This is a genomic window from Sphingobium limneticum (genome assembly GCF_008710165.1).
GTDB classification, from domain to species: domain Bacteria; phylum Pseudomonadota; class Alphaproteobacteria; order Sphingomonadales; family Sphingomonadaceae; genus Sphingobium; species Sphingobium limneticum.
On the sequence record NZ_VYQA01000005.1, the window covers coordinates 179,356 to 200,041 of the forward strand.

Below are 20,686 nucleotides of genomic sequence, written 5' to 3' on the forward strand. Positions count from 1 at the left end.
CGAAGCAATCCATCGGCGCGTCATTGGATTGCTTCGCTACGCTCGCAATGACGGAGGAATGTTCAACGCCGCAGCGTCAGGTCCAGCGCACTCGACTTGATCTGCACCAGCGGCGCGGTCGCGAGCTTCATCAGCTTCTGCACCTGCGCCAGTTCGGGCGAGGAGAGCGTGGGATAATCCCGCGCCACCGGGCCGGCCTTGCGCATCCGGTCGATGTCGGACGCGGGCACCAGCGCGCGCAGGATGAGTTCGTCGTCATCCTCCCCGGTGCCATGACGGCGGCGCAGTTCGGCAAGGTCGGGCTGTTCGGGCGGGTTGGCCAGGATTTCCTTGGCCCGCGGCTTTGACAATATCTGGTCCAGCACGTCGCCGTCGATCGGCGCGACGGGATCGCCATAGAAGCCCGCTGCGTACTGGATCACCTCGTCCGGGACGACCGAATAGCGCTTGCCGGTCACGATGTTGAGCACGGCGAGCGTGCCGACCAGCTGCGCAAAGGGCGTGGCCATGCCGGGATAGCCCAGCTCCCGCCGCACCAGCGCCACTTCGGCCAGTACGTCGGGCAACCGGTCGAGCATATTCTGCTGCACCAGCTGCGCGCGCAGCGTGCCCATCATGCCACCGGGGATCTGATGCTTGAGCGCGGTCACATCATATTCGAAATGCTGGTTGACCAGGAAGCCGGCGGCCTTCCCTACCCGCTCGAAATGGTCGGCGACGGGCTTCAGCTTGGACGTGTCGATATTATGGGTGTGGCCCATCATCTCGACATTCTTGGTCATGATCTCGATCGAGGGGATGGACGGACCGTTGGCCATCGGGCGCACAGCGGTGTGCAGCACGGTCACGCCGAACTCGATCGCGTCCATATAGGTCTTGGCCGATTGGCCCAGCATGTTGTTGGCGTGCATCTCGATCGGCTTGCCGCGCGCCTTGGCGACGATGGCGGGGACAAGCGTGGAGATACGATCGCGATCCAGCACGCCGCCCGTGTCGTAGAGCAGCAGGCTGTCGACTTCGGGCAGCGCCGATAGTTTGTCCGCCTTGTCCGCATAATAGTCGTCGGTATGGACCGGCGAAAGGGTGAACAGCATCGTGCCCGCCACCTGACAGCCATGGCCCTTGGCGATCTTCGCCAGCCGGTGCATCTTGTCGATGTTGAACAGCACATCGTAGAGCCAGAAGCTGCGGATGCCATGGACGCACAGGCGGTCCACCCAAAGGTCCATCAGCACATCGGGCGTGAAGCCGAATGTCACCGACCCATTGGAGCGGCAGCCCGCGCGCAGCGGCGTATTGGGCATGGAACCGATCAGCAGGTCGAGGCCCGCCCAGGGATCTTCCTGGCAATGGCGGGTCAGCACCTCGAACAGGGAGGAGCCGGCCAGGCTGATGATATTATAGCCGGTCTGGTCGATGATCGGCGTGACGGGCAGCGCCATGCCGGCCTGCATCCGCATGCCCCACAGGCTTTGCTGCCCGTCGCGCATGGTTTCGTCGAGGAAAGTGATATGGGCCATGCCTGTTACTCCGGGGAAGCGAGCAAGGTCTGCTCAAGCCAGCGTGTGTGGATGCGGTTTTCGATGAAGTCGGGGTGGCGCACGATGCGGCGGTGCAGATCGATGGTCGTGGGCACGCCCTCCACCTTGAAGGCGTCGAGGGCCTCCGTCAGCTTCGCCACCGCATCGGCGCGTGTCGTCCCATGGACGATCAGCTTGCCGATCATGCTGTCGTAGAAAGGCGGGATCATCGCCCCCTGCGACATGTGGCTGTCCAGGCGGACCCCCTCGCCCGTCGGCACCTGCCAGCCGGTGATGCGGCCGGGGACCGGGATGAACCCCTTCCCCACATCCTCCGCATTGATGCGACATTCGATGGCATGGCCGGTGACGCGGACGTCGTCCTGACTGACCGACAGTGGCGACCCGCCGGCAATGCGTATCTGTTCCTGTACCAAATCGAAGCCGGTGATCATTTCGGATACCGGATGCTCGACCTGGATGCGGGCGTTGACCTCGATGAAATAGACTTCCTCCCGCGCGACATCGTAGAGGAATTCGGCGGTGCCGGCATTGCGATACTGGACGCTGGCGGCGAGCGCGACGGCGGCGTCATGGAGTTGCTTGCGCACCCGGTCCGGCATGGCGGTGCAGGGCGCTTCCTCGACCAGCTTCTGGTAGCGGCGCTGGACCGAACAATCGCGTTCACCGAAATGGACAACCTTGCCGGTGCCGTCGCCCATCAGCTGGACCTCGACATGGCGGGCCTGCGGCACGAAGCGTTCCATGAACAGGCGACCGTCGTTGAAGGCGGCTTGCGCTTCGGCGCTGGCTTTATGAAAACCGGCCTCGACCTCGTCCGCATTGTTGGCGATCACCATGCCGCGTCCGCCGCCACCGGCGGAGGCCTTGAGCAGCACGGGGTAGCCGATGCGGTCGCCTTCACGGCGGGCGTCGGCGGCCGACGCGATTTCCTCGCTGCCCGGCACAAGCGGCACGCCGGCCGCCTTCGCCATGGCGCGGGCTTGCAGCTTGTCGCCCAGCGCGTCGATCATGTCGGGTTCGGGACCGACGAAGGCGATGCCATGTTCGGCACACAGGCGCGGCAATATGCTGCGCTCCGACAGGAAGCCATAGCCCGGATGCAGCGCGTCGCAACCGGCCGCCTTGGCCGCATGGACGACGAGGCGCGGGTCGAGATAGGATTTCGCCGCCGGTCCGGGGCCAAGGACCAGCGCGCGGTCCGCTAATTGGGCGGCGGCGCTGCCCCGGTCGGCGTCGGATATGCCGACCACGGTTTCCGTGTTCAGCCCTTGCGCGGCGCGCACGATGCGGAGGGCGATTTCGCCGCGATTGGCGATGAAGAGGCGATTGACGGCCATCGTCTTTACCCCGGAATGACGGCGAAGAGCGGCTGGTCGGCCTCCACCATCGCGCCGTCGGTGGCGAGGATGGCGTGAACCGTGCCGGACAGCCCTGCGCGAACGGCAGTGAACAACTTCATCACCTCGACCAGGCACATTTCGGTGTCGGCGGTGACGACCGATCCGACATCGACATAGACTGGCGAACCGGGCTTGGGCGCGCGATAGAAGGTGCCGAGATAGGGCGCGCGGACGATGACGGCATTGTCGGGCAGGCTGGACGGCGCGGCGGCTGAGGCAACGGGCGGCGCAGTGGTTGGTGCTGGCGCTGCTGCCGCCGGCGCAGCGGCAGCAATCGGCTCCACCCGCACGGCGACGGCCTGCGCACCCAATCCGGGCGCCGACGCATCGGTCGACAAATAGATTTCAAATTCCCCCGAACGCACATGCAGTTCGCGCATGCCCGATGCCTGGAAATCGGCGATCAACGCCTCGATATCCGCCAGCGCCACAGCCTCTGTTTTCGGCCCGCTCATGCCTTTTTCTCCCGCAGGGCTTCTATCTGGTCGCGTGTCAGCCCGGCGCCCCTGCCCTTCAGGAGGCGCGACTGTTCCTGTTCCAGCGCGTAGAGCGCCGCGACGTCCGCACTGTCGGGCGCGCCGCGCACGCTGCTGTCGCACAGGAAACGATAGGGTTGCTGCATCTGCGCCGGGCGGAATGCCGCCGCGCGCGCATTATAGTCGCCCAAGCTCAGCGCCCCCGCGCTCGTCACATAGCGATCGACCTTCTCGGTCAGATGGGTGACGCCGGGCGCGACATGCGCGGTGCTGGCGGGAATGTCGCCATTCAACACGCCATGGGGAATATGCGAGATGTAGCGGGCCGGGCGGCCGTTATGCATCATCATCGCATAATCGTGCAGTTGCTGGCTGGGCAGATCGACCAGCCCCACCAGTTCGCCCAGAAAATCGCGACCGAATTCGTCGTTCAGCAGCGGCCGGAAGCGATCGGCTCGCTCGTCGATCTTCATCCAGTCGTCGACGTCATAGACACCTGCGACATGGGCGAAATCCTTGATCAGACTGAAATAGACCAGCGCCCCCGCGTCCATCATCTGGTCGCGCGACCACCCGGCCATATTCTTCCACAGCTCGACCGTGGCGGCACGGAAGATGTCGGTCAGATTCTCGAAGGTATCCGCCAGCTTCTCCGGCGACTCCATGCCCACCGGCACATAATTTTCCGTCAGTGCGTCCGACGTATAAAGCCCCACCCCGGTCAGCTTTTCCGCCGTGAATTCTGGCTTGGATTCAAAACTGCCCCAATCGTCCATCAGGTAGAAATGGCAGTCGGTCGCCTCCATCGTGACGGTCAGGTTGGGATAGGGAATGGCGTCGGCCACGCCATCCAGCCAGGGATAGTCGCCCTGCGCCAGATCGGTGAAATCGCGGATCACCAGTTCGCGATTGTCCGCTAGCTTATAGGGGCCGCTATTGTTGAGCGTGCAGCGGCTCTCGCAGGACACCAGGAAACCATATTGGGAGATGGTGGCGAGGAATGTCTGCGCCGCCTTGTGCAACCGGTCGCCATTTTTGCAGGCGTGCAGGTCGGCATGGAAACGCTGGATGCGCCGTTCGGGCAGAAGCTGGACGCGCTGGCCGAACTCGCGGGCGTTGAGATGCCCGTCCTCGCGCTGCTGCGCCAGTTTGAAGCGGCGCCAGAAGTCCATGACATAGGCGACATCCTCGGCATCGTCCGCCGGCGTCTGAAGCCCCATGTTGATCAGCGTTTCGCGTCCCAGCAGGAAGAAGGTCGGCAGCGCCCAGCCAGGCAGATTGCCGAACTTGCCGCCCATCGCCCGCGCGCGGTCGCCAATCTCTTCCGCCTTCATCTTCGCTTCGATCTTCCGCAGCAAAGCGGGGTAGCGATAATAGCAGCAGAGATAGGAGAGCAGCATATAGGATGGCACGGGAAACAGCTTGGATTCCTGCACCGTACGCGTCACGCACAGCCAATAGGTATCGTCGCCGATGGTCTGGATGGCGTTGTTCGCCTCCAGCAATCGCACATAATCCAGCGTCATTTGTCCACCGGTCCCCGGCCTGTGACGACAGCCATGATGCTCTCCTCTCCATGTTCTTTTTGATTCGTACAGACTTTATAGTCGATCAATATCGTCTGACAATCTTAAAAGACAGACGGATTTCCGTCTCTTGCCCGGCGACGCTACGCAACCGGTCAGAAGTCGAGGATAATCTTGCCGAAATGCGCGCCGGAAAGCTGGTAACGGAAGGCGTCGGCCAGCTGTTCCAGCGGGAAATGCCGGTCGATGACGGGGCGGATGTCATGCGCGGTCAGGAAGGCGACGAGGTCGCGCTGCTGCGCCACGCTGCCCACGGCAATGCCATCGACACGGATATTGCGCATCACCACATCGCCCAAGGGCAGTTCCGGCGCGCCATTGGCGGTGGTGCCCACGACGACGACCTTTCCGCCCATGTGGCAGGCGCGGACGGACTGCACGAAGCTGGACTGGCCGCCAATCTCCAGCACAAGGTCCACCCCTTCCCCGCCGGTGCCGGCACGGATCGTCTCCCCCCCTGCGGCATCGGCGCGATAATTGACGATATGGTCCGCTCCCATCGCCCGCAACCGATCCGCCTTCGCATCGGACGATGTGGTCGACCAGATGGTGAGGCCCAGCGCCTTGGCGATTTGCAGCGCGAACAGGCAGAGGCCTCCCGATCCGGGCAGCAGCACGCTGTCCCCGGCCTGCACCTGCCCCTCCGCCACCAGAAAGCGCCATGCGGTGAGGCCCGCGCAGGGCAAGGTCGCCGCTTCCGCAAAGGACCAGTCATCGGGAATGGGGGTCAGCGAGGCGGCCGGCACGACGACATGGTCGGCAGCGAAACCGTCCGCCGTTTCGCCGCTGATCGCGTTGTTGTTCGTGCGGTTGGGCGGTCCATCGATCCAGCGCGGGAAGAAGGCGCCCATTACGCGGTCGCCGACCGTCCAACCGGATACGCCCGGACCCAAAGCGGCGATTTCGCCAGCGCCGTCTGACAAAGGCACGCGCCCTTCCGCAACCGGGATATGGCCTGCGACCACCAGATAATCGTGGAAGTTGAGCGATGAGCCGCGCAGGCGCAGCAGCACCTCCCCAGGGCCGGGCGTTGGGATCGCCGCGCGCGTGACGGCCAGCGTGTCGAGCGTCGGTTGCGCCGCCAGGCGGATGATCCGCATGTCTGTCATTGATCTTGCTCCATCACCGCGCCGTGTAACCGCCATCTACCGTCAGCAGCGCGCCGTTGATGAAGGCGGATCGGTCCGACAGCAGCCAGCAGGCAGCTTCCGCCACATCGTCCGGCTTGCCGAAACGGCCGATCGAGTGGCGCTCGACCATCGGCGCCATCTGCTTTTCGAACGCCGGATTGCCGATCAGCCTTTCCTCCACCATCGGCGTGAGGATCAGGCCGGGCAGCAACGCATTGACCCGCACGCCCGTATGGCGCGCCTCGCACGCCGCAGCGCGGGTCAGGCCGATGACGCCATGTTTGGCCGCGACATAATCGGCCGCATAGGGCGCGCCGATAATGCCGTCGCCCGACGAATTGTTGACGATCGCCCCGCCGCCCGGCGCCATCGCCTTCGTCGCATATTTCATGCAGGAAAAGACGCCGGTCAGGTTGATGGCCATCATCCGCCCCCATTCCTCCGCCGTCAGATCGGGCAGCAAGCGGTTCGCCATTTCGATGCCGGCATTGTTGAACGCGCCGTGCAGCGCGCCATAGCGATCGACCAGCGCGCCGATGACCCCTTCGATCGCAGCGTCATCGGTCACATCCGCGACTAGCGCCATCGCCGCCCCGCCCGTTTGCGCAATCGCCTCCACCGTTGCGGCAGCGCTGTCCGCATCGCAGTCCAGCACGCCGACGCGCGCGCCTTCCTGTGCGAAGAGGATCGCCGCCGCCCGGCCGATCCCCGACCCGGCGCCTGTCACGAACACGACCTTGTCCCGCAGCAGCATCAGCCAGCCACCGGCTGATAGACGCTTTGCGGCGTCGTAAATTCCAGCAGGCCGTCCGGGCCGTTTTCGACGCCCAGCCCCGATTGCTTATGTCCGGCAAAAGCGGCGAAGGGCGACAAGCCCTGCGCCGAATTGATCCACACCGTCCCGGTCTCCATCCGCGCAGCAACCGCCTGCGCGCGGTCCATGTCGCTCGACCAGACCGATCCGCCCAGGCCATAGTCGCAATCATTGGCGCGCGCGATCGCATCGTCCAGATCGGTGTAGCGGATCAGCGGGACGACGGGGCCGAATGCTTCCTCCTGCACGACGCGCGCGTCATTCGGCGGGTTGTCGACGATGGTGACCGGTATGAAATAGCCCTGCCCGTCAGGCACATCGCCGCCCGCCAGAAAGCGATGGCCGGCGGCCACCGAGTCCGCGATCAGCGCACACACTCGATCATATTGAGCGCGGTTCTGCACCGGTCCCAATTGCGAGCCGTCCACCGCGCCGTCCCCCACCGTCATCCGCGCGGCAATGTCGGCCAATGCCGCCGCCAGCCGATCATAGACGGCGTCATGCACATAGACGCGCTTGGCCGCGACGCACACTTGCCCGCTATTGGCGAAGCAGGCCCAGAAGAGCGGCTCGGCGATCGCGTCCACATCGGCATCGTCCAATATGATCGCCGCATCATTGCCGCCCAGTTCCAGCGTCAACCGCTTGAGATTGGCCGACGCGCTTTCCATCACCCGGCGCCCCGTCGCGGTGGAGCCGGTAAAGCTGATCTTGTCGATATCAAGATGGCGCGTCATCAACGGTCCCAGCGCATCGCCGCCGGTCACGATATTGAGCACGCCGGGCGGCAGAAGGTCGCGCAGCAACGCCCCCAGCCGCAGCGTCGCCAGCGGCGTGAAGGGCGAGGGTTTCAGGACCAGCGTGTTGCCCGTCAGCAATGCCGGGCCGATCTTCCATATCGCCAGCAGCAGCGGGAAATTCCACGGCACGATTGCCCCGACCACGCCCAGCGGCACATGCCGCGTGACGCTGCGCTGACCGGGCAGGTCTTCGCTGACATGGACGGGCAGTTCCTGCTCCGCCACTACGCCGATCCACCAGGCGGCGGCCTGTATCTCCCCCATGGCAGCCGCCAGCGGCTTGCCCTGTTCGGCGGTCAGGATCGCGGCCAGTTCATCGACATGGGCTGCCAGCGTCGCGCCGATCGTGCGCAGCGCGGCCTGCCGCTGCGCATAGGGCGTATCGCGCCAGCCGGGGAAAGCCCCCCGCGCCGCCCGCACCGCGGCATTCAGCCCGGCCTCGTCGCAGTCGGGCACTTGGGCGACGACCGCCTCGGTCGCGGGATTGACGACAGCGATCGTCTGCGACGCATCGACAGCGCAGCCATTTATCAACATGGCGAAGGCGGAATCGGCAAGGCTGGCCATCTTCATACTCCTGCGGGCTGGCGAAGGATGCCCAGAGCATCCTGGTCGATCACATGCGATACGAAGCGATCGAGCATGGTGAGGAAGAGCCGGTCGCCGCGCTCGGTGCGCTTGACCAGCATGGCGGCGCCGACCGCGACATTGATGCCGGCGAAGGTGAAATGGCGATAATCTGCGCGCAACTGGGCGAAACTATAATCGGTGATGCCGCACCGGGTGAGTTCGGCATGATAATGGCGCAGCAGGTCATCTTCGACCCCCTGCCGCTCCGCCGCGCCATAGGCGCCGCCGATCAGATAGGCGATGTCCACCGCATTCCAGCCGAGCGCCACCGACTGCCAATCCACCACCGTCAGCCGATGCGGCAAGAGCAGCATATTGTCGGGGCGATAGTCGTTATGGGTGACGCAGCGCGGGCTGGAAAGCGGCGCCGCATAGCTTTCATAGCGTTCCGCCAGCGCATCGCAGACGCGCAGGTGCCGGGGTTCGAGCTGCGCACCATAGCGATCGCGAAAGGCGGGCCAGGTCGCTCGGAAAATCTCCGGCTGGTAGAAAGGCTGGGCGATATGCCCGGCATCGAGCCAGGCGAGTGCAGGATCGGCATCCGCGTTCCAGAAGGCGGCGTGCAGTCGCGCGGCCTCCGCCACCGCCTGCCCCATCTGGTCGCGCGCCAGCCCCTTGAACTGGTCGCCGGGCGCGGCCGGGGCCAGATCCTCCAGCAACAGGATGAAGCTGCCCTCCCCGTCCATCCGCGCGCCATGATAGCGCGGCGTGGCGATGCCGGCGCGCGGCGCCAGTTCGTGATAGAAGCGCAATTCCCGCTCATAAAGCGACCAGCCGCGCGCCACCTCCCGGCTCGCCGGATCCGTCGAGGCGAACTTGCCGATCAGGCTGGCCGGCCCGGTCGCGCCCGGTGCATAGGTCAGCGCGAAGCGCGCCGTCTCGCCAATCTGGCCCGCGCCGACCGGCGTGACCGTCACGGCCGCCACTTTGCCGACTGACCCGTCGCCGGACAACAGGCTGTTGAGCCAGTCGGCATCGACCTGTTCGGGGCGGGGCAAGGGCGTGGGATGGATCAGATCGGCCGGCGCGATCGACATGGGCTCTCCTCACATGCTTTTGTTTTGACTGGGGAGGAGAGTGAAGCTGCTGCCCGAACGGGTCCAATCGGGCTTTGCGGACCAGTCATCGGCGCGCACGATGAATGAGGCGACCGATATGATTGGCCTCACCCGACCGCCGCCGACATGCTGGACGGATCAGGAAAGAGGAGCGCCGCATGCCATCCAGCCGTGAAGAGACCGCCCGCACGATATTGTCCGCTATCGCGACCGGCAGCATTCCGCTGGGCCGGTTCACCGCCGATGCGCGCTGGTGGTGGAATGGCGGCATCGATATCAGCGTGGCGGAATTCGACACGCTGCTTGGCACACTGCATGCCCAGATGGCGGACGGCATCCACGTCACCCCCGGCCTGATCATGGAAGCGGGCGAACATCTGTTCGTGGAAGCCACGTCGCACAGCCTGCTCAAAAACGGGACGCTCTACGACAATCGCTACGTCTTCCTGTTCCGCTTTGCCGGCGATCGGATCGCCCTGGTCAAGGAATATAGCGATTCCGCCCATGTGAAGGTGGTGTTCGCACTCGGCTGACGCCGATCAGGCGAACGCCATCTGCGTACTGGCGATCGGCGGGTCGGCGAAATGATCGCCCGCCACGCCGCCGGTGCCCAGCGCATCGCGCGCCGCCTGCCAGCGGACGGCGAAATCGAAGAAGCGCCGTGCCGCAGGATTGGGCGACGTCCCCAAAACCAGCGACAGGTCCATGTGGAAATTCATGCGGTCGACCGGCCGCCGCACCATGCCGGGCAGGGTCGCGAACCAGCCGATACCGATCGCGCAAATGCCGTGCCGCTGCGCATGGCGCTCCACCGCCATGGCGTTACCCTCCGCCGATACGGACGGTACCGCGCCGCATTGCAGCAGGAAATTGGCGATCGGGTTGACGAACGCCTCGCCATGTTCGGCGCTGATCATCGCGACCCGGCGCCCGATCAACTGGCTGACGGGGATGACATCATAACGGGCCAGATCGCTATCCTCCGGCACCAGCAGACCGATACGCCGCCGCCGCAGCACGACATGCTCCAGCGACGCGGGAAATTGCACTTCATTGGCGATCTCGCCGGGGTTCATGTCGGCCAGAAATTCCGCCACCGGCCTGTCGAGCGGCACGCCCAGCAACAGCGAAGCGTCCAGCTTCCCGGTCAGCAGGTCGCGCACCTGATCGGATTGCAGGCGATTGTCGATCGTCAACCGCACGTCCGATCGGGCCGCGACGAAAGCGTCGATCAATTCGACCCGGTCCAGAAAATCCATGCTGTACATGGCCGCGCCCAGCCGAAAACGGGTCTTCATCGCATGTTGCATGCCCTCCGCTTCCGTCCGCACCGCCTGCGCGCATTGGTGCAGCGACTGGACCAGCGGCAATAGCCGCTCCCCCTCCGGCGTCAGCGCGATATGGCGGGTGGTGCGATGGAACAGCGAGAAACCAAGCGCCTGCTCCAGTTCCTTGATCTGCCCCGACACGGTGGGCTGGGTCAGGTGCAACCGCTCGGCCGCACGCGTGACCGACAATTCGCAGGCGACGGCGGCGAAGCTGCGGAGCAATTTGAGATCGACATGGAACATGGTCTGTCCTCCCTTTCCCGCGCTCAGTGCAGGCGCTGCGTCATGCGGAAGACAAGGCCGGCCCGGTTGCGCACCCCCAACTTGCGATAAAGCCGGCGGAGGTAATTTTCGACCGTATTTTCCGACAGATCCATCTCGAAGGCGATCGTCTTGTTCTGCAAGCCACGGCACAGCAGGGCGGCCAGTTGCTCCTCACGCGGGGACAGTCCCGCGACGCAAGGCGCAGCGCCGCCCCCCGTCCCACCCATCGTCGTCCGCAATGCTACCCGCCCGTCCGACGAGTCGATCAGGTCCGACAGAAAATGATCGACCACCATATTGGACAGGCTGTGGAGTCGCTGCTCCAGCAAGGGTTCGGGCACATCGGCCGACCCGATCCGCCGCCCCTTGCGATGCGCGCCGATGATGAGGCAGAGGCCCGGCGCCAACCGTCGGGTGGAGGCACCGACGACATCGACGGCATAATGATCGAGGAAGCTGGTATAGGGCCGCGCCACGAACCGATCGAGCACCGCATCGCCCCAATGGACGAAATGCGCCCCGGACGCGTGGCTGCGCGCCAGCAATTGCCGAGTAAAAGGGTCCGATTTGAATACGCGGCCGTCATCATAGCGATGCTGCGCCTCTTCGCTGACGCCGACATGGTAGAGATAGGACAGCTGCCCTTCCCCGACATTGTCGTCGTAAAAGAAGATCGACGCACTGCCCAGCGCGCAATCAGTCACCATCTGGTCGGTAAAGCCGGATATGTCCTGGCTCAGCCTCATCCTCTCGCCTCCCGTGCATGGCCGCTTCGTGCGGCTCTCCGGTGGAATTGCCCTTCGGCTATAATGCCATATTATCGGACAATTTCATCCGACCATAAAGAGTCGGACCGCCAACGTCAAATATCCTGCGACCCCGAAGCCGGCATCGCTGCGAGTAGTTCCGCCATATCGAAATAGTCGCGCCAGGCGCGGATGCGGCCATCCTCTGCCACTTCAAAGATGCCGGCCGCGCGCACCTGCGTCCAGTCCGCGCCCGTGAAGCGGAACCGATCGGTCCTTTCGGTATGCACGGTCCGGCCATTGACGGCGATCGCATGCAATTGCCAGTCGATCGCCTCCGCCGCGAGGAACGGCGCCAGCAAATCCAGCGCCGCCGCCTTCCCACGCGCCGGTGGCAGCGGGATACCGATGCACATGATATCATCGTGCAACAGCGCGGCGACAGCAACGCCGTCACGCCGATTGAACGCGTCGATCAAAGCCTCCACCACGGCCTGCGGATCCTCGTCCCGCATCGCTCTCCTTTCTTCAAGTCTTTTGCCGACTCGATATTGACCGATATTTTCGTTAGACGATATTGGTCATTCTATCCATGCCAGCACATGCCGTCATGGCGGCAAAGCCCGATAATTCCGGCCTTTCCGCCATATATGGAAAATCGTCCGACTTTGTTCGGAACAGGCGATGAGTGGCGCGCGGGCAAGCATGGCACCCTGGCAAAGCCCGGAGGCCACATAACAAAAGAGGCGGCCGAATAATGAACGACGAAGGAGAGGATATATGAAGGCCATGGTGCTGAACGATGGGCGGTTCACGCTGGAATCGCTGCCCGATCCCGTGCCGGCGGCCGGGCAGTTGCTCGCCCGTCCGCTGGTGTGCGGCGTGTGCGGCAGCGACCTGCACGCCCGCGACCATGCCGATCATCTGTGCGACCTGTTGCAGCGCGCGGGCTTTCGCGGCTTCATGGATCCCGCTCAGCCAGTGGTGATGGGCCATGAATTTTGCTGCGAACTCATCGAACCGAGCGGCGGCTTTGCCGCGGGCCAACGGATCGTCGGCCTGCCCTTTCTCACCGGGCCGCAGGGGATCGAACTGATCGGCTATTCCAATCGCTATAACGGTGCCTTTGCCGAAGCGATGCTGCTAGACGCCGCGCTCTGCCTGCCCGTGCCCGATCATGTCCCGACCGACATCGCCGCGCTGGCCGAGCCGCTGTCGGTCGCCGTCCATGCGGTCGCGGAAAGCGGGGCCGACGCCGATTGCGCCTTCGCCGTGGTCGGTTGCGGGCCGGTGGGATTGTTCATCATCGCGCGACTGAAGGCGCTGGGGCTTGGCCCGATACTAGCGATCGAACCCAATGCCGCGCGCCGCGCCATGGCGGAACGGATGGGCGCGGACATCATCCTGTCGCCGGGCGATGCCGCCGGCCCGGCATGGTGGACCGACCTTGGCCTGCCCATCGGCATGTCGGACGCCATGGCCGTCACCGCCGAACAGAAACGCCGCAGCCGCGCGGTCGTCTTCGAATGTGTCGGCAAGCCTGGCATGTTGATGACGCTGGCGAAGACATGCCCGACCGGCGCGACGCTGGTTGTGGTCGGCAACTGCATGGAAACAGACCCGATCGAGCCGGCCTTCCTGTTGCAGAAGAGCCTGACGCTGCGCTTCGTCTTCGCTTACTCGCCAGTGGAATTTGGCGAGGCCTTCGCCATGATCATCGCCAATCCCGATCGCCTCGCTCCCATGGTTACGGGCACGGTCGGCCTTACCGAACTGGACAGCGCCTTTGCCGCGCTGACCGGCGGCGACGGCAGCCAGGTCAAATTGCTCGTCGCCTCCGCATAGGTGGATTTCCGTCCATCCCCCTTATCCCGGGATCGGCCTAGCCTGACCTTCTCTCCAGACCTTTTTGAGAGACGCATGAAACCGATCAGTGCAGACCTCCTCCAAACCTATCTCGGCCATAAGCTGCCCCAATGGACGCAGCTTGCGGTCGAGAATCTTTTCCGTCTGCCGCTCGGCGCATCGCGGGAAACCTTTCGCTTCGACCTGTCCTATGTGGACGAACGGGAGGAGAGCCAGCGCACCGGCATGATCCTGCGGCGCGACCCGCCCGCCAGCAATGTCGAGAGCGACCGCGCCCATGAATTTGCCGCCTATCAGGCGATCTACGGCCATGGCATCCCCGTGCCCAAGATGATCCTGCTGGAGCCGGACGCATCCCATTTCGACGGCGCGATCAGCCTGGCGGAGGATCTGCGCGGCTATCACAACAGCGAATATCAGTTTCAGGATCCGGCCTGGGCCGACCGCCTGCCCCATATCGCGCAGCAAATGTGGTCGACCATGGGCCTGCTCGCCGCCGTGCCGGTAGAAGCGCTGGACATGGGCTTCACCCGCCCCGCAACGGTGGAAAACACCGCGGCGCAGGAACTGGCCAGTTGGGTCGATGTGCTGGGCCGCCATGATGTCGGCGCCGAACCCATCACCCGCGCCGCGATCCGCGCGCTGGAGCGCTGGCAACCGACCGCGCAGAAGCTGGCGATGGTGCATGGCGATTTTCGCGCCGGCAATTTCCTCTACGATGATGCGGGCGACCTGATCGCCGTGCTGGATTGGGAAATGGCCCATCTGGGCGATCCGCTGGAGGATCTGGGCTGGAGCCTGGCGCGCGTCTTCTGCTTCGCCAAGGACGATCGTTATTGCGGCCTTGCCACCCGCGAGCAGGCGGTGGCGATCTGGGAGGAAGCCAGCGGCCTCATCGCCGATCCCCGCGCGCTCCATTGGTGGGAATTGTTCAACTGTATCAAGGGCCAGGCGATCTGGAACAGCTGCGCCCATGTCTGGCAGTCCGGCCAGAACCGCGACGTGATCCAGGCCTATGCCGCCTGGTGGCTACGCAACGCGCAGGACCGGGCCATCCTCGAACTGATGGGCAAGCTATCATGAAACCGGACATCCCTGCCGTGCTCGAAGATGTCGCGCGCAAATTGCGCGAGACGATCCTGCCCGACCTCAAGGGTTTTCAGGCGAATATGGTCGGCATGACCGCTGCGATGCTGGACATGACGGCGGAGGCCTGGAACGGCGCCGCCGACCGGCTGGTGCAGGAAAATGCCGCGCTCGCCACGCTGCTGGCGCAAGGCAGCGCCCTGACCGGCGACCCGGCCTTCCGTGACGCCGCGAAGGAGGAAGCCGAAGACCTCAAAATATCCACGCTGGAGCGGATCAACGACCAGCGGCGCCGCGCCCTCATCGCCCTGCAAGCGCAGATCGAGACGGACCAAAGCGCGCAGGCGCTGAATAGCGCCATCTGGGACGAACTGCGCGCCTCGACCGAGCGCCGCCGCGTAACCCTCGCCAATTTCTGACAGAATAGACGGAGAGAATAGATGCTTACAGCCGCCGACGATTTTCCGATCCATCAGACGCCAGAACCCATCTGCTATTCGGGCAGCGACCGGAATTTCTACGATCGCTACTGGTTCAACGGGTTCGAACCGGACGGCTCGCTCTTCTTCCTGATCGGGATGGGGGTCTATCCCCACCTCAACGTCACCGATTGCGGCATTTCCATCCAGGTCGAAGGCAAGCAATATAATCTGCGCGGATCGCGCATCCTGACCGACCGGATGGATATGAGCATCGGCCCGATGCGGCTGGAAATACCCAAACCGCTCTGGACCCTGCGTTTCGTCGTGGAGGAGCAGGACGGTATCGCCGCCGACCTCACCATCACCGGCCGCGCCTTCCCGATCGAGGAGCCACGCTTCACCCGGCGCGTGGGCAAGCGCGGCTTTCTGGACTATACCCGCCTGACCCAGAACGGCCACTGGTCCGGCTGGGTGAGCATCGATGGTCGCCGCATCGACCTGTCGCCCCACGCCATGGGTACGCGCGACCGTAGCTGGGGCATCCGCCCCATCGGCCTGTCCGATCCGCAGCCCAATGTGTCCGAAGCGCCGCAGGGCTATTTCTGGCAATGGACCCCGCTCAATTTCGCGAGCAAGAGCCTGTTCTTCCACATCGCCGCCGAACCGGACGGGCATGTCTGGAACCGGCGCTCGGTCCTCTGCCCCGATGGCGCCGGGCCGGAAGCCTTTCTGGAGACGGAGGAAGGCACGCTGGACACGGTGCTGCAACCCGGCACGCTCTGGCCGGAAAGCGGGACGCTGACGGTCGATTATGGCACCGGCCCCTATACGGTCGAGTTCACGCCCTTCCACCGGATGCAGATGAAGGGCATCGGCTATTTCCATCCCGAATGGTTCCATGGCCGTTATCATGGCGTGCCGCTGAAGGTGGAGCGCGAGGATTTCACCGTCGACGATCTCGATCCGATGGCGATGCAGAATTTCCATGTGCAGCGCCTGTCGCAACTGACCCTGACCAACCCGGACGGCAGCCAGGAAAAGTCGGTCGGCGTGTTCGAGCAGGCGATCCTCGGCGCCTATGCGCCGCTGGGCGTCACGAGCGGCATGGATATCAGCCGCTGGGACAAGGAATAGGGCGATGGCGCGGCTGGATAACAAGGCGTGCATCGTCACCGGCGGATCGGCGGGAATCGGCCTCGCCATCGTCCGCCGGCTGCTGGACGAAGGCGCGCATGTCCTGTTCTGCGGGCAGGATGACGGGCGCGGGGCCGATGCGCTGGCGGCGCTCGATACGCCCAACGCCCATTTCCTGCGCGCCGATGTGAGCGAGGAAGCGGATTGCGAAGCGCTGCTCGCGCGGGCGGTCACCCTGTTCGGGCGGCTCGACATCCTCGTCAACAATGCCGCCAAGGCCGCCGTCGCCCTGATCCCCGATCATAGTACGGAAGAATGGCGGCGCAGCACGGCAGTCAATCTCGACTCCGTCTTCTTCCTGTCGCGCGGGGCGGTGCGCCAGTTCCGCAAGCAGGGCGGCGGCGTCATCGTCAACGTCGCGTCGATTTCCGGCCTGGCGGGCGATGGCGCCTATCCCAGCTATTGCGCGCAAAAGGGCGCGGTCATCAACCTGACCCGCGCCATGGCCACCTATCATGCGCGCGAGAATATCCGCATCAACGCGCTCTGCCCCGGCTTCGTCGAAACGCCCGCGACCGATGCGTTCAAGGCGTTTCCGCAATTGCTGGAGGACTGGTTCAGATCGATCCCGGCGCAGCGCCCGGCCCAGCCTGAGGAGATGGCGTCTATCGTCGCCTTCCTGGCGTCTGACGATGCCAGCTACATGCACGGGTCGATCGTGGTCGCCGATGGCGGCGTGACGGCGGCGACCGGCCAGCCGACGCAGGTGCCGATCGGATGAACTTTGCGCGGTCCGCGCGGTCCATCGTCCGCGCCGATGAATGTGCCGCCAAACGCAATTGGACGGGAATATAAGGGAAGAGGAAGCTTCGAACACAGACGAACCGCCCAAGGCGGTCAACCCAACAAAGACAATATAGGAGGGGAATGATGAAGAACATTATGTTCCATACATCGTGCGCGCTGCTGGCGCTGACCATGGCGACCGCGCCTGCCTTCGCGCAGGAACCGCAGGCGCCGCAGCCGCAGCAGAATGTCGGGCTGGAGGACATCGTCGTCACCGCCCAGCGCCAGTCGGAATCGCTGATGAAGGTGCCGGTCGCCGTGACCGCGCTGACCCCCACCGATCTGGCGAGGCAGGGCGCCAACTCGACCTTTGCGCTGAGCGCCGCCGTCCCCTCTCTGCAAGTCACGTCGGCCTTCGGTGAAGCCCAGCCCAATTTCACCATGCGCGGCATCGGCGTCGGCAATGAATATGGCGCCAATCAGGTGTCGCCCGTCGGCGTCTATACCGACGATAATTACCTCTCCGCTCGCACCATGCACGGCCTGCAACTTTATGATCTGGAGCGCGTCGAAGCGGTGCGCGGGCCGCAGGGCACGCTCTATGGCCGCAACACCACCGGCGGCGCGATCAACTTCATCTCGGTCAAGCCCAGCCTGGAATCGGGCACGCGCGGCTATGTCGAGGGGGGCTATGGCCGCTTCAACGAAGTGAAAGGACAGGCCGCGATCGAAGGCACTTTGGTCGACGATGTGCTGGGCTTCCGCGCTTCGGTCAATTATGTCGAGGCGGACGGGTTCGTGAAGAATATCTTCCCCGGCCAGCCCGACGCCAACAGCCGGGACAGTCTGGCCGGCCGCCTCATCATCCGCGCCCGGCCGACCGAGCGGCTGGACATGATGCTGAAATTTACAGGATCGAAGGGCAAGCCGACGCAGGCCGCCGCCTATCACCTGACCAATGGCGCATCGGGCTATAATCGCGCGCAGGACAATCTCAGCTTCTTCGAGACGAACCAGCCCGATCTCGGCTTCAACGACGTCAAGAATGCGGGTGTCCAGTTCAACCTCAATTATGAGCTGACCGACGCCCTCTCGCTCCAGACGCTGACCGCCTATGACTGGTCGAAGCAGGAATTTACGCAGGAGGGGTCCGGCACGCCCGTCATCGGCCATCTTCAGACCAATTATCGCGACACCTACAAGCAGTTTAATCAGGAAGTGAAGCTGGCCTACAATAATGCCGGCACCAATGTGCAGGCCGGCGTCTATTATGGCTGGGATCACATCGACAATGTCGACAAATACCGGCTGGTGCAGGTGCTGTATTTCTACCAGCATTATCAGCAGACCCGCAAAAGCTACGCCGCCTTTGCGCAGCTGAACCAGAAGCTGGGCGACAATCTGGGCTTCACGCTCGGCCTGCGCTACACCAAGGACAGGAGCCGCCATTACGACTCCTACAGCTTCCTGACACAGTTCGCCGATCCGGCAACCTCCCCCTCCTTCGGCGGCTATGATTTCGATCCGGCCGATCCGGATGCGGCTTCCATCACCTTCACCCACGGCTCGATCTCACCCGCAGGCGTCATCACGCCCGAAGCAAGCAAGAGCCGCTCCAGCAGCCGCCTGACCGGCAAGATCGGCGTGGACTATACGTTCGACAGCGGCGCCATGGTCTATGCCAATTACAGCCGCGGCTATCGGGCCGGCTCCTTCTCCAGCCAATTTTACGCCGGCAACCCGATCGATTTCGTGCCGCCCGAAAAGGTGGAAGCCTATGAAGTCGGCACCAAGGCGCGCCTGTTCGACAATCGCGCCAACCTGACCGCCGCCGCCTTCCTCACCAAGTACAAGAACCAGCAGCTCAATGAGGTGATCGGCACGACGGGCTTCATCCGCTCGGCGCCCGGCTCCACGATCAAGGGGTTCGAGCTGGAATTCAACACCCGCTTCATCTCCAGCCTGAAGACCAATTTCTCCTTCACCTGGCTGGACGCGACCTATGACAAGCTGACCCTGTCGGGCACGGTGCTGGACGGCAACAGCCTGCCCAACGCGCCCAAGATCACGATCAATGCCGGCGCGGACTGGACGCTGGGGCAGTTGGGCAGCGGGAACATCATCTTCTCGCCGAACCTCATCTACACCAGCAAACAATATTTCTCGCCCTTCAACAACGAAGCCGGGAACATCAACCTGCATGCGCCCGGCAATGTCCGGGTCAATGCGACGCTGGGCTGGGAAAGCGAGCAGCTGGCGATCCGCCTGTGGACCACGAACCTCTTCAACAAGAAGATGTTCATGTATGGCCTCAACCTGCGCGATGCCTTTGGCTATGATTATATGCTCCACGCCCCGCCGCGCGCCTATGGCATCACCGCACGCTATAATTTCTGAACGGGCGCTAGAAACGGGCCACTTTCTGAAAAGGAAGCGGCCCGTTTCTCGATGCGGTCCCCCGGGCCAAATATATCCGTTCGCTCGAAAAGAACGGAAAGTTCAGGGGATCAGCACGGCCTTCACGCAATCGCCTCGCGCCTGTGCCTCCACCGCCTCGTTGATCTGCGCCAGCGGGAAGGTCTGGATCAGGCGATCGAACGGGAAACGCCCCGCCCGATACAGCTCCACCAGTTCCGGGATGAAGCCATCAAGATCGCTGTCGCCTTCGATGATGCCATGGATGCGATGGCCATAGGTGATGAGCGCGGCGAGATTAATCGTCAGGCTACTGTCCGGCTTTGGCGGTACGCCCACCAGCCCCAGCAGGCCATGGCTGCCCAGCGAACCCAGCGCCGCCTCCACCACCGCTTCCCGCCCGCTCGTCTCGAACGCGAATTCCACCCCGTCCGCCACGATCGCGCGGATCGCGTCCGGCAGCACCGCTTCTGCCGCCGGGTCGATCAAATGGGTCGCGCCCAGCGACAGTGCCAGGTCGCGACGGCTGGCCACGGGTTCGACCACGATGATCGTCGCGCACTCCTGGATCACCGCGCCCATCACCGCCGCCAGCCCCACCGGCCCCGCGCCGAAAATGGCGATGGTCGATCCGGCCGGACAAGCGAGCGATCGCATCACCCCGCCCGCCCCAGTCTGGAATCCGCAGGCCAGCGGCCCCAGCAGTTCCAGCGGCACGTCCGTCGCCTCGATCTTCACGACATTGCGCTCCTGCGCCAACGCATGCCCGGCGAAGGAGGACTGACCGAAGAAATGGCCGGACAGCGCCGCGTCGCCCTGCCGCAGGCCCGAACTGCCGTCCGCGCGCGTGCCCGCATAGTTGAGCATCGGAAATTCACGGCAATAGGAAGGCAGATGCTCGTCACAGCGCGCGCAATGGCCGCAACTGGCAAAGCCGATGACCACCCGATCGCCCGGCGCAACCTTGGTCACGCCTTCTCCCACCGCTTCGACGATGCCGGCCCCTTCATGGCCCAGCACGGCGGGCAGCGGGATCGGGATGAACTGGTCCCGCGCGACCAGATCGGTATGGCACAGCCCGACCCCGGCGATCCGCACCAGCACCTCGCCCGGCCGGGGCGGATCGATGACGATCGGCTCGACCGTGAAGGGGTGATGCGGCGCGCGGGCGATAGCGGCGATACTGTCCATGATATGTCCT

19 protein-coding genes are annotated in these 20,686 nt (G+C 64.2%); 7 read left to right on the forward strand and 12 right to left on the reverse strand.

Going from position 1 to position 20,686, the window contains the following annotated elements:
- Window positions 1–62: 62 nt before the first annotated feature.
- From F4U95_RS08815 to F4U95_RS08850, 8 genes are all read right to left on the reverse strand, one after another.
- On the reverse strand, window positions 63–1,520 hold the full coding sequence (locus tag F4U95_RS08815; protein ID WP_150425401.1) for a pyruvate carboxylase: 1,458 nt from the start codon (window positions 1,518–1,520) through the stop codon (window positions 63–65).
- Window positions 1,521–1,525: 5 nt separating this feature from the next.
- Window positions 1,526–2,881, reverse strand: a complete 1,356-nt coding sequence (locus F4U95_RS08820; protein WP_150425402.1) for an acetyl-CoA carboxylase biotin carboxylase subunit — start codon at window positions 2,879–2,881, stop codon at window positions 1,526–1,528.
- A 5-nt stretch (window positions 2,882–2,886) separates the two neighbouring features.
- On the reverse strand, window positions 2,887–3,399 hold the full coding sequence (locus F4U95_RS08825) for an acetyl-CoA carboxylase biotin carboxyl carrier protein (RefSeq protein WP_150425403.1): 513 nt from the start codon (window positions 3,397–3,399) through the stop codon (window positions 2,887–2,889).
- Window positions 3,396–4,946, reverse strand: coding sequence for a hypothetical protein (locus tag F4U95_RS08830; protein ID WP_150425404.1), 1,551 nt, complete (start codon window positions 4,944–4,946; stop codon window positions 3,396–3,398). The genes F4U95_RS08825 and F4U95_RS08830 overlap by 4 nt, the downstream gene beginning before the upstream one ends.
- Before the next feature lie 155 nt (window positions 4,947–5,101).
- Window positions 5,102–6,115 carry a zinc-dependent alcohol dehydrogenase family protein gene (locus F4U95_RS08835; RefSeq protein ID WP_246171542.1) on the reverse strand — a complete coding sequence of 338 codons (1,014 nt, stop codon included), beginning with the start codon at window positions 6,113–6,115 and terminating at the stop codon, window positions 5,102–5,104.
- A gap of 13 nt (window positions 6,116–6,128) precedes the next feature.
- Entirely contained in the window at window positions 6,129–6,890 is a 762-nt protein-coding gene (locus F4U95_RS08840) for an SDR family NAD(P)-dependent oxidoreductase (RefSeq protein WP_211363964.1), read from the reverse strand.
- The gene (locus tag F4U95_RS08845) at window positions 6,890–8,317 is read right to left on the reverse strand and encodes an aldehyde dehydrogenase family protein (RefSeq protein ID WP_150425406.1); all 1,428 of its coding nucleotides are present in this window, start codon (window positions 8,315–8,317) and stop codon (window positions 6,890–6,892) included. The genes F4U95_RS08840 and F4U95_RS08845 overlap by 1 nt, the downstream gene beginning before the upstream one ends.
- 2 nt (window positions 8,318–8,319) lie before the next feature.
- Complete coding sequence (locus F4U95_RS08850; RefSeq protein ID WP_150425407.1) at window positions 8,320–9,417, reverse strand: phosphotransferase; 1,098 nt, start codon at window positions 9,415–9,417, stop codon at window positions 8,320–8,322.
- 179 nt (window positions 9,418–9,596) lie between these two features.
- Between F4U95_RS08850 and F4U95_RS08855 the strand changes: the two genes are divergently transcribed.
- Window positions 9,597–9,971, forward strand: a complete 375-nt coding sequence (locus tag F4U95_RS08855) for a nuclear transport factor 2 family protein (RefSeq protein WP_150425408.1) — start codon at window positions 9,597–9,599, stop codon at window positions 9,969–9,971.
- A 6-nt stretch (window positions 9,972–9,977) separates the two neighbouring features.
- On the opposite strand, the gene F4U95_RS08860 is transcribed toward F4U95_RS08855, so the two are convergent.
- The 3 genes from F4U95_RS08860 to F4U95_RS08870 form a co-directional block, all read right to left on the reverse strand.
- Window positions 9,978–11,009 carry a LysR family transcriptional regulator gene (locus tag F4U95_RS08860; protein WP_150425409.1) on the reverse strand — a complete coding sequence of 344 codons (1,032 nt, stop codon included), beginning with the start codon at window positions 11,007–11,009 and terminating at the stop codon, window positions 9,978–9,980.
- Between the two features lie 23 nt (window positions 11,010–11,032).
- Window positions 11,033–11,776 (reverse strand): helix-turn-helix transcriptional regulator, encoded by a 744-nt coding sequence (locus F4U95_RS08865; RefSeq protein ID WP_150425410.1) that lies wholly within the window; start codon window positions 11,774–11,776, stop codon window positions 11,033–11,035.
- 116 nt (window positions 11,777–11,892) lie between these two features.
- Complete coding sequence (locus F4U95_RS08870) at window positions 11,893–12,291, reverse strand: limonene-1,2-epoxide hydrolase family protein (RefSeq protein WP_150425411.1); 399 nt, start codon at window positions 12,289–12,291, stop codon at window positions 11,893–11,895.
- A gap of 265 nt (window positions 12,292–12,556) precedes the next feature.
- Here F4U95_RS08870 and F4U95_RS08875 point away from each other — a divergent pair, with 265 nt between their 5' ends.
- The 6 genes from F4U95_RS08875 (at window position 12,557) to F4U95_RS08900 (ending at window position 19,467) form a co-directional block, all read left to right on the forward strand.
- The gene (locus F4U95_RS08875; RefSeq protein WP_150425412.1) at window positions 12,557–13,621 is read left to right on the forward strand and encodes a zinc-binding dehydrogenase; all 1,065 of its coding nucleotides are present in this window, start codon (window positions 12,557–12,559) and stop codon (window positions 13,619–13,621) included.
- Window positions 13,622–13,696: 75 nt separating this feature from the next.
- Window positions 13,697–14,725: a phosphotransferase family protein gene (locus tag F4U95_RS08880; protein ID WP_150425413.1), complete on the forward strand. Its 1,029-nt coding sequence runs from the start codon at window positions 13,697–13,699 to the stop codon at window positions 14,723–14,725.
- Window positions 14,722–15,147 carry a hypothetical protein gene (locus tag F4U95_RS08885; protein WP_150425414.1) on the forward strand — a complete coding sequence of 142 codons (426 nt, stop codon included), beginning with the start codon at window positions 14,722–14,724 and terminating at the stop codon, window positions 15,145–15,147. Before F4U95_RS08880 ends, F4U95_RS08885 begins: the two co-directional genes overlap by 4 nt.
- Before the next feature lie 21 nt (window positions 15,148–15,168).
- Window positions 15,169–16,284: an Rv3169 family protein gene (locus tag F4U95_RS08890; RefSeq protein ID WP_150425415.1), complete on the forward strand. Its 1,116-nt coding sequence runs from the start codon at window positions 15,169–15,171 to the stop codon at window positions 16,282–16,284.
- Window positions 16,285–16,288: 4 nt separating this feature from the next.
- Window positions 16,289–17,065, forward strand: coding sequence for an SDR family NAD(P)-dependent oxidoreductase (locus F4U95_RS08895; protein ID WP_150425416.1), 777 nt, complete (start codon window positions 16,289–16,291; stop codon window positions 17,063–17,065).
- A gap of 146 nt (window positions 17,066–17,211) precedes the next feature.
- Window positions 17,212–19,467: a TonB-dependent receptor gene (locus F4U95_RS08900; RefSeq protein WP_150425417.1), complete on the forward strand. Its 2,256-nt coding sequence runs from the start codon at window positions 17,212–17,214 to the stop codon at window positions 19,465–19,467.
- Window positions 19,468–19,569: 102 nt separating this feature from the next.
- On the opposite strand, the gene F4U95_RS08905 is transcribed toward F4U95_RS08900, so the two are convergent.
- Entirely contained in the window at window positions 19,570–20,676 is a 1,107-nt protein-coding gene (locus tag F4U95_RS08905) for an NAD(P)-dependent alcohol dehydrogenase (RefSeq protein ID WP_150425418.1), read from the reverse strand.
- Window positions 20,677–20,686: the final 10 nt, after the last annotated feature.

What these genes read in the sequence shown, in the direction of transcription:
- F4U95_RS08860 (WP_150425409.1), bottom strand. Translation starts at nt 11,009, where the DNA reads ATGTTCCATGTCGATCTCAAATTGCTCCGCAGCTTCGCCGCCGTCGCC.
- F4U95_RS08865 (WP_150425410.1), bottom strand. Translation starts at nt 11,776, where the DNA reads ATGAGGCTGAGCCAGGACATATCCGGCTTTACCGACCAGATGGTGACT.
- F4U95_RS08875 (WP_150425412.1), top strand. Translation starts at nt 12,557, where the DNA reads ATGAAGGCCATGGTGCTGAACGATGGGCGGTTCACGCTGGAATCGCTG.
- F4U95_RS08885 (WP_150425414.1), top strand. Translation starts at nt 14,722, where the DNA reads ATGAAACCGGACATCCCTGCCGTGCTCGAAGATGTCGCGCGCAAATTG.
- F4U95_RS08835 (WP_246171542.1), bottom strand. Translation starts at nt 6,115, where the DNA reads ATGACAGACATGCGGATCATCCGCCTGGCGGCGCAACCGACGCTCGAC.
- F4U95_RS08900 (WP_150425417.1), top strand. Translation starts at nt 17,212, where the DNA reads ATGATGAAGAACATTATGTTCCATACATCGTGCGCGCTGCTGGCGCTG.
- F4U95_RS08905 (WP_150425418.1), bottom strand. Translation starts at nt 20,676, where the DNA reads ATGGACAGTATCGCCGCTATCGCCCGCGCGCCGCATCACCCCTTCACG.
- F4U95_RS08820 (WP_150425402.1), bottom strand. Translation starts at nt 2,881, where the DNA reads ATGGCCGTCAATCGCCTCTTCATCGCCAATCGCGGCGAAATCGCCCTC.
- F4U95_RS08895 (WP_150425416.1), top strand. Translation starts at nt 16,289, where the DNA reads ATGGCGCGGCTGGATAACAAGGCGTGCATCGTCACCGGCGGATCGGCG.
- F4U95_RS08850 (WP_150425407.1), bottom strand. Translation starts at nt 9,417, where the DNA reads ATGTCGATCGCGCCGGCCGATCTGATCCATCCCACGCCCTTGCCCCGC.
- F4U95_RS08815 (WP_150425401.1), bottom strand. Translation starts at nt 1,520, where the DNA reads ATGGCCCATATCACTTTCCTCGACGAAACCATGCGCGACGGGCAGCAA.
- F4U95_RS08830 (WP_150425404.1), bottom strand. Translation starts at nt 4,946, where the DNA reads ATGACGCTGGATTATGTGCGATTGCTGGAGGCGAACAACGCCATCCAG.
- F4U95_RS08840 (WP_211363964.1), bottom strand. Translation starts at nt 6,890, where the DNA reads ATGCTGCTGCGGGACAAGGTCGTGTTCGTGACAGGCGCCGGGTCGGGG.
- F4U95_RS08855 (WP_150425408.1), top strand. Translation starts at nt 9,597, where the DNA reads ATGCCATCCAGCCGTGAAGAGACCGCCCGCACGATATTGTCCGCTATC.
- F4U95_RS08845 (WP_150425406.1), bottom strand. Translation starts at nt 8,317, where the DNA reads ATGGCCAGCCTTGCCGATTCCGCCTTCGCCATGTTGATAAATGGCTGC.
- F4U95_RS08890 (WP_150425415.1), top strand. Translation starts at nt 15,169, where the DNA reads ATGCTTACAGCCGCCGACGATTTTCCGATCCATCAGACGCCAGAACCC.
- F4U95_RS08880 (WP_150425413.1), top strand. Translation starts at nt 13,697, where the DNA reads ATGAAACCGATCAGTGCAGACCTCCTCCAAACCTATCTCGGCCATAAG.
- F4U95_RS08870 (WP_150425411.1), bottom strand. Translation starts at nt 12,291, where the DNA reads ATGCGGGACGAGGATCCGCAGGCCGTGGTGGAGGCTTTGATCGACGCG.
- F4U95_RS08825 (WP_150425403.1), bottom strand. Translation starts at nt 3,399, where the DNA reads ATGAGCGGGCCGAAAACAGAGGCTGTGGCGCTGGCGGATATCGAGGCG.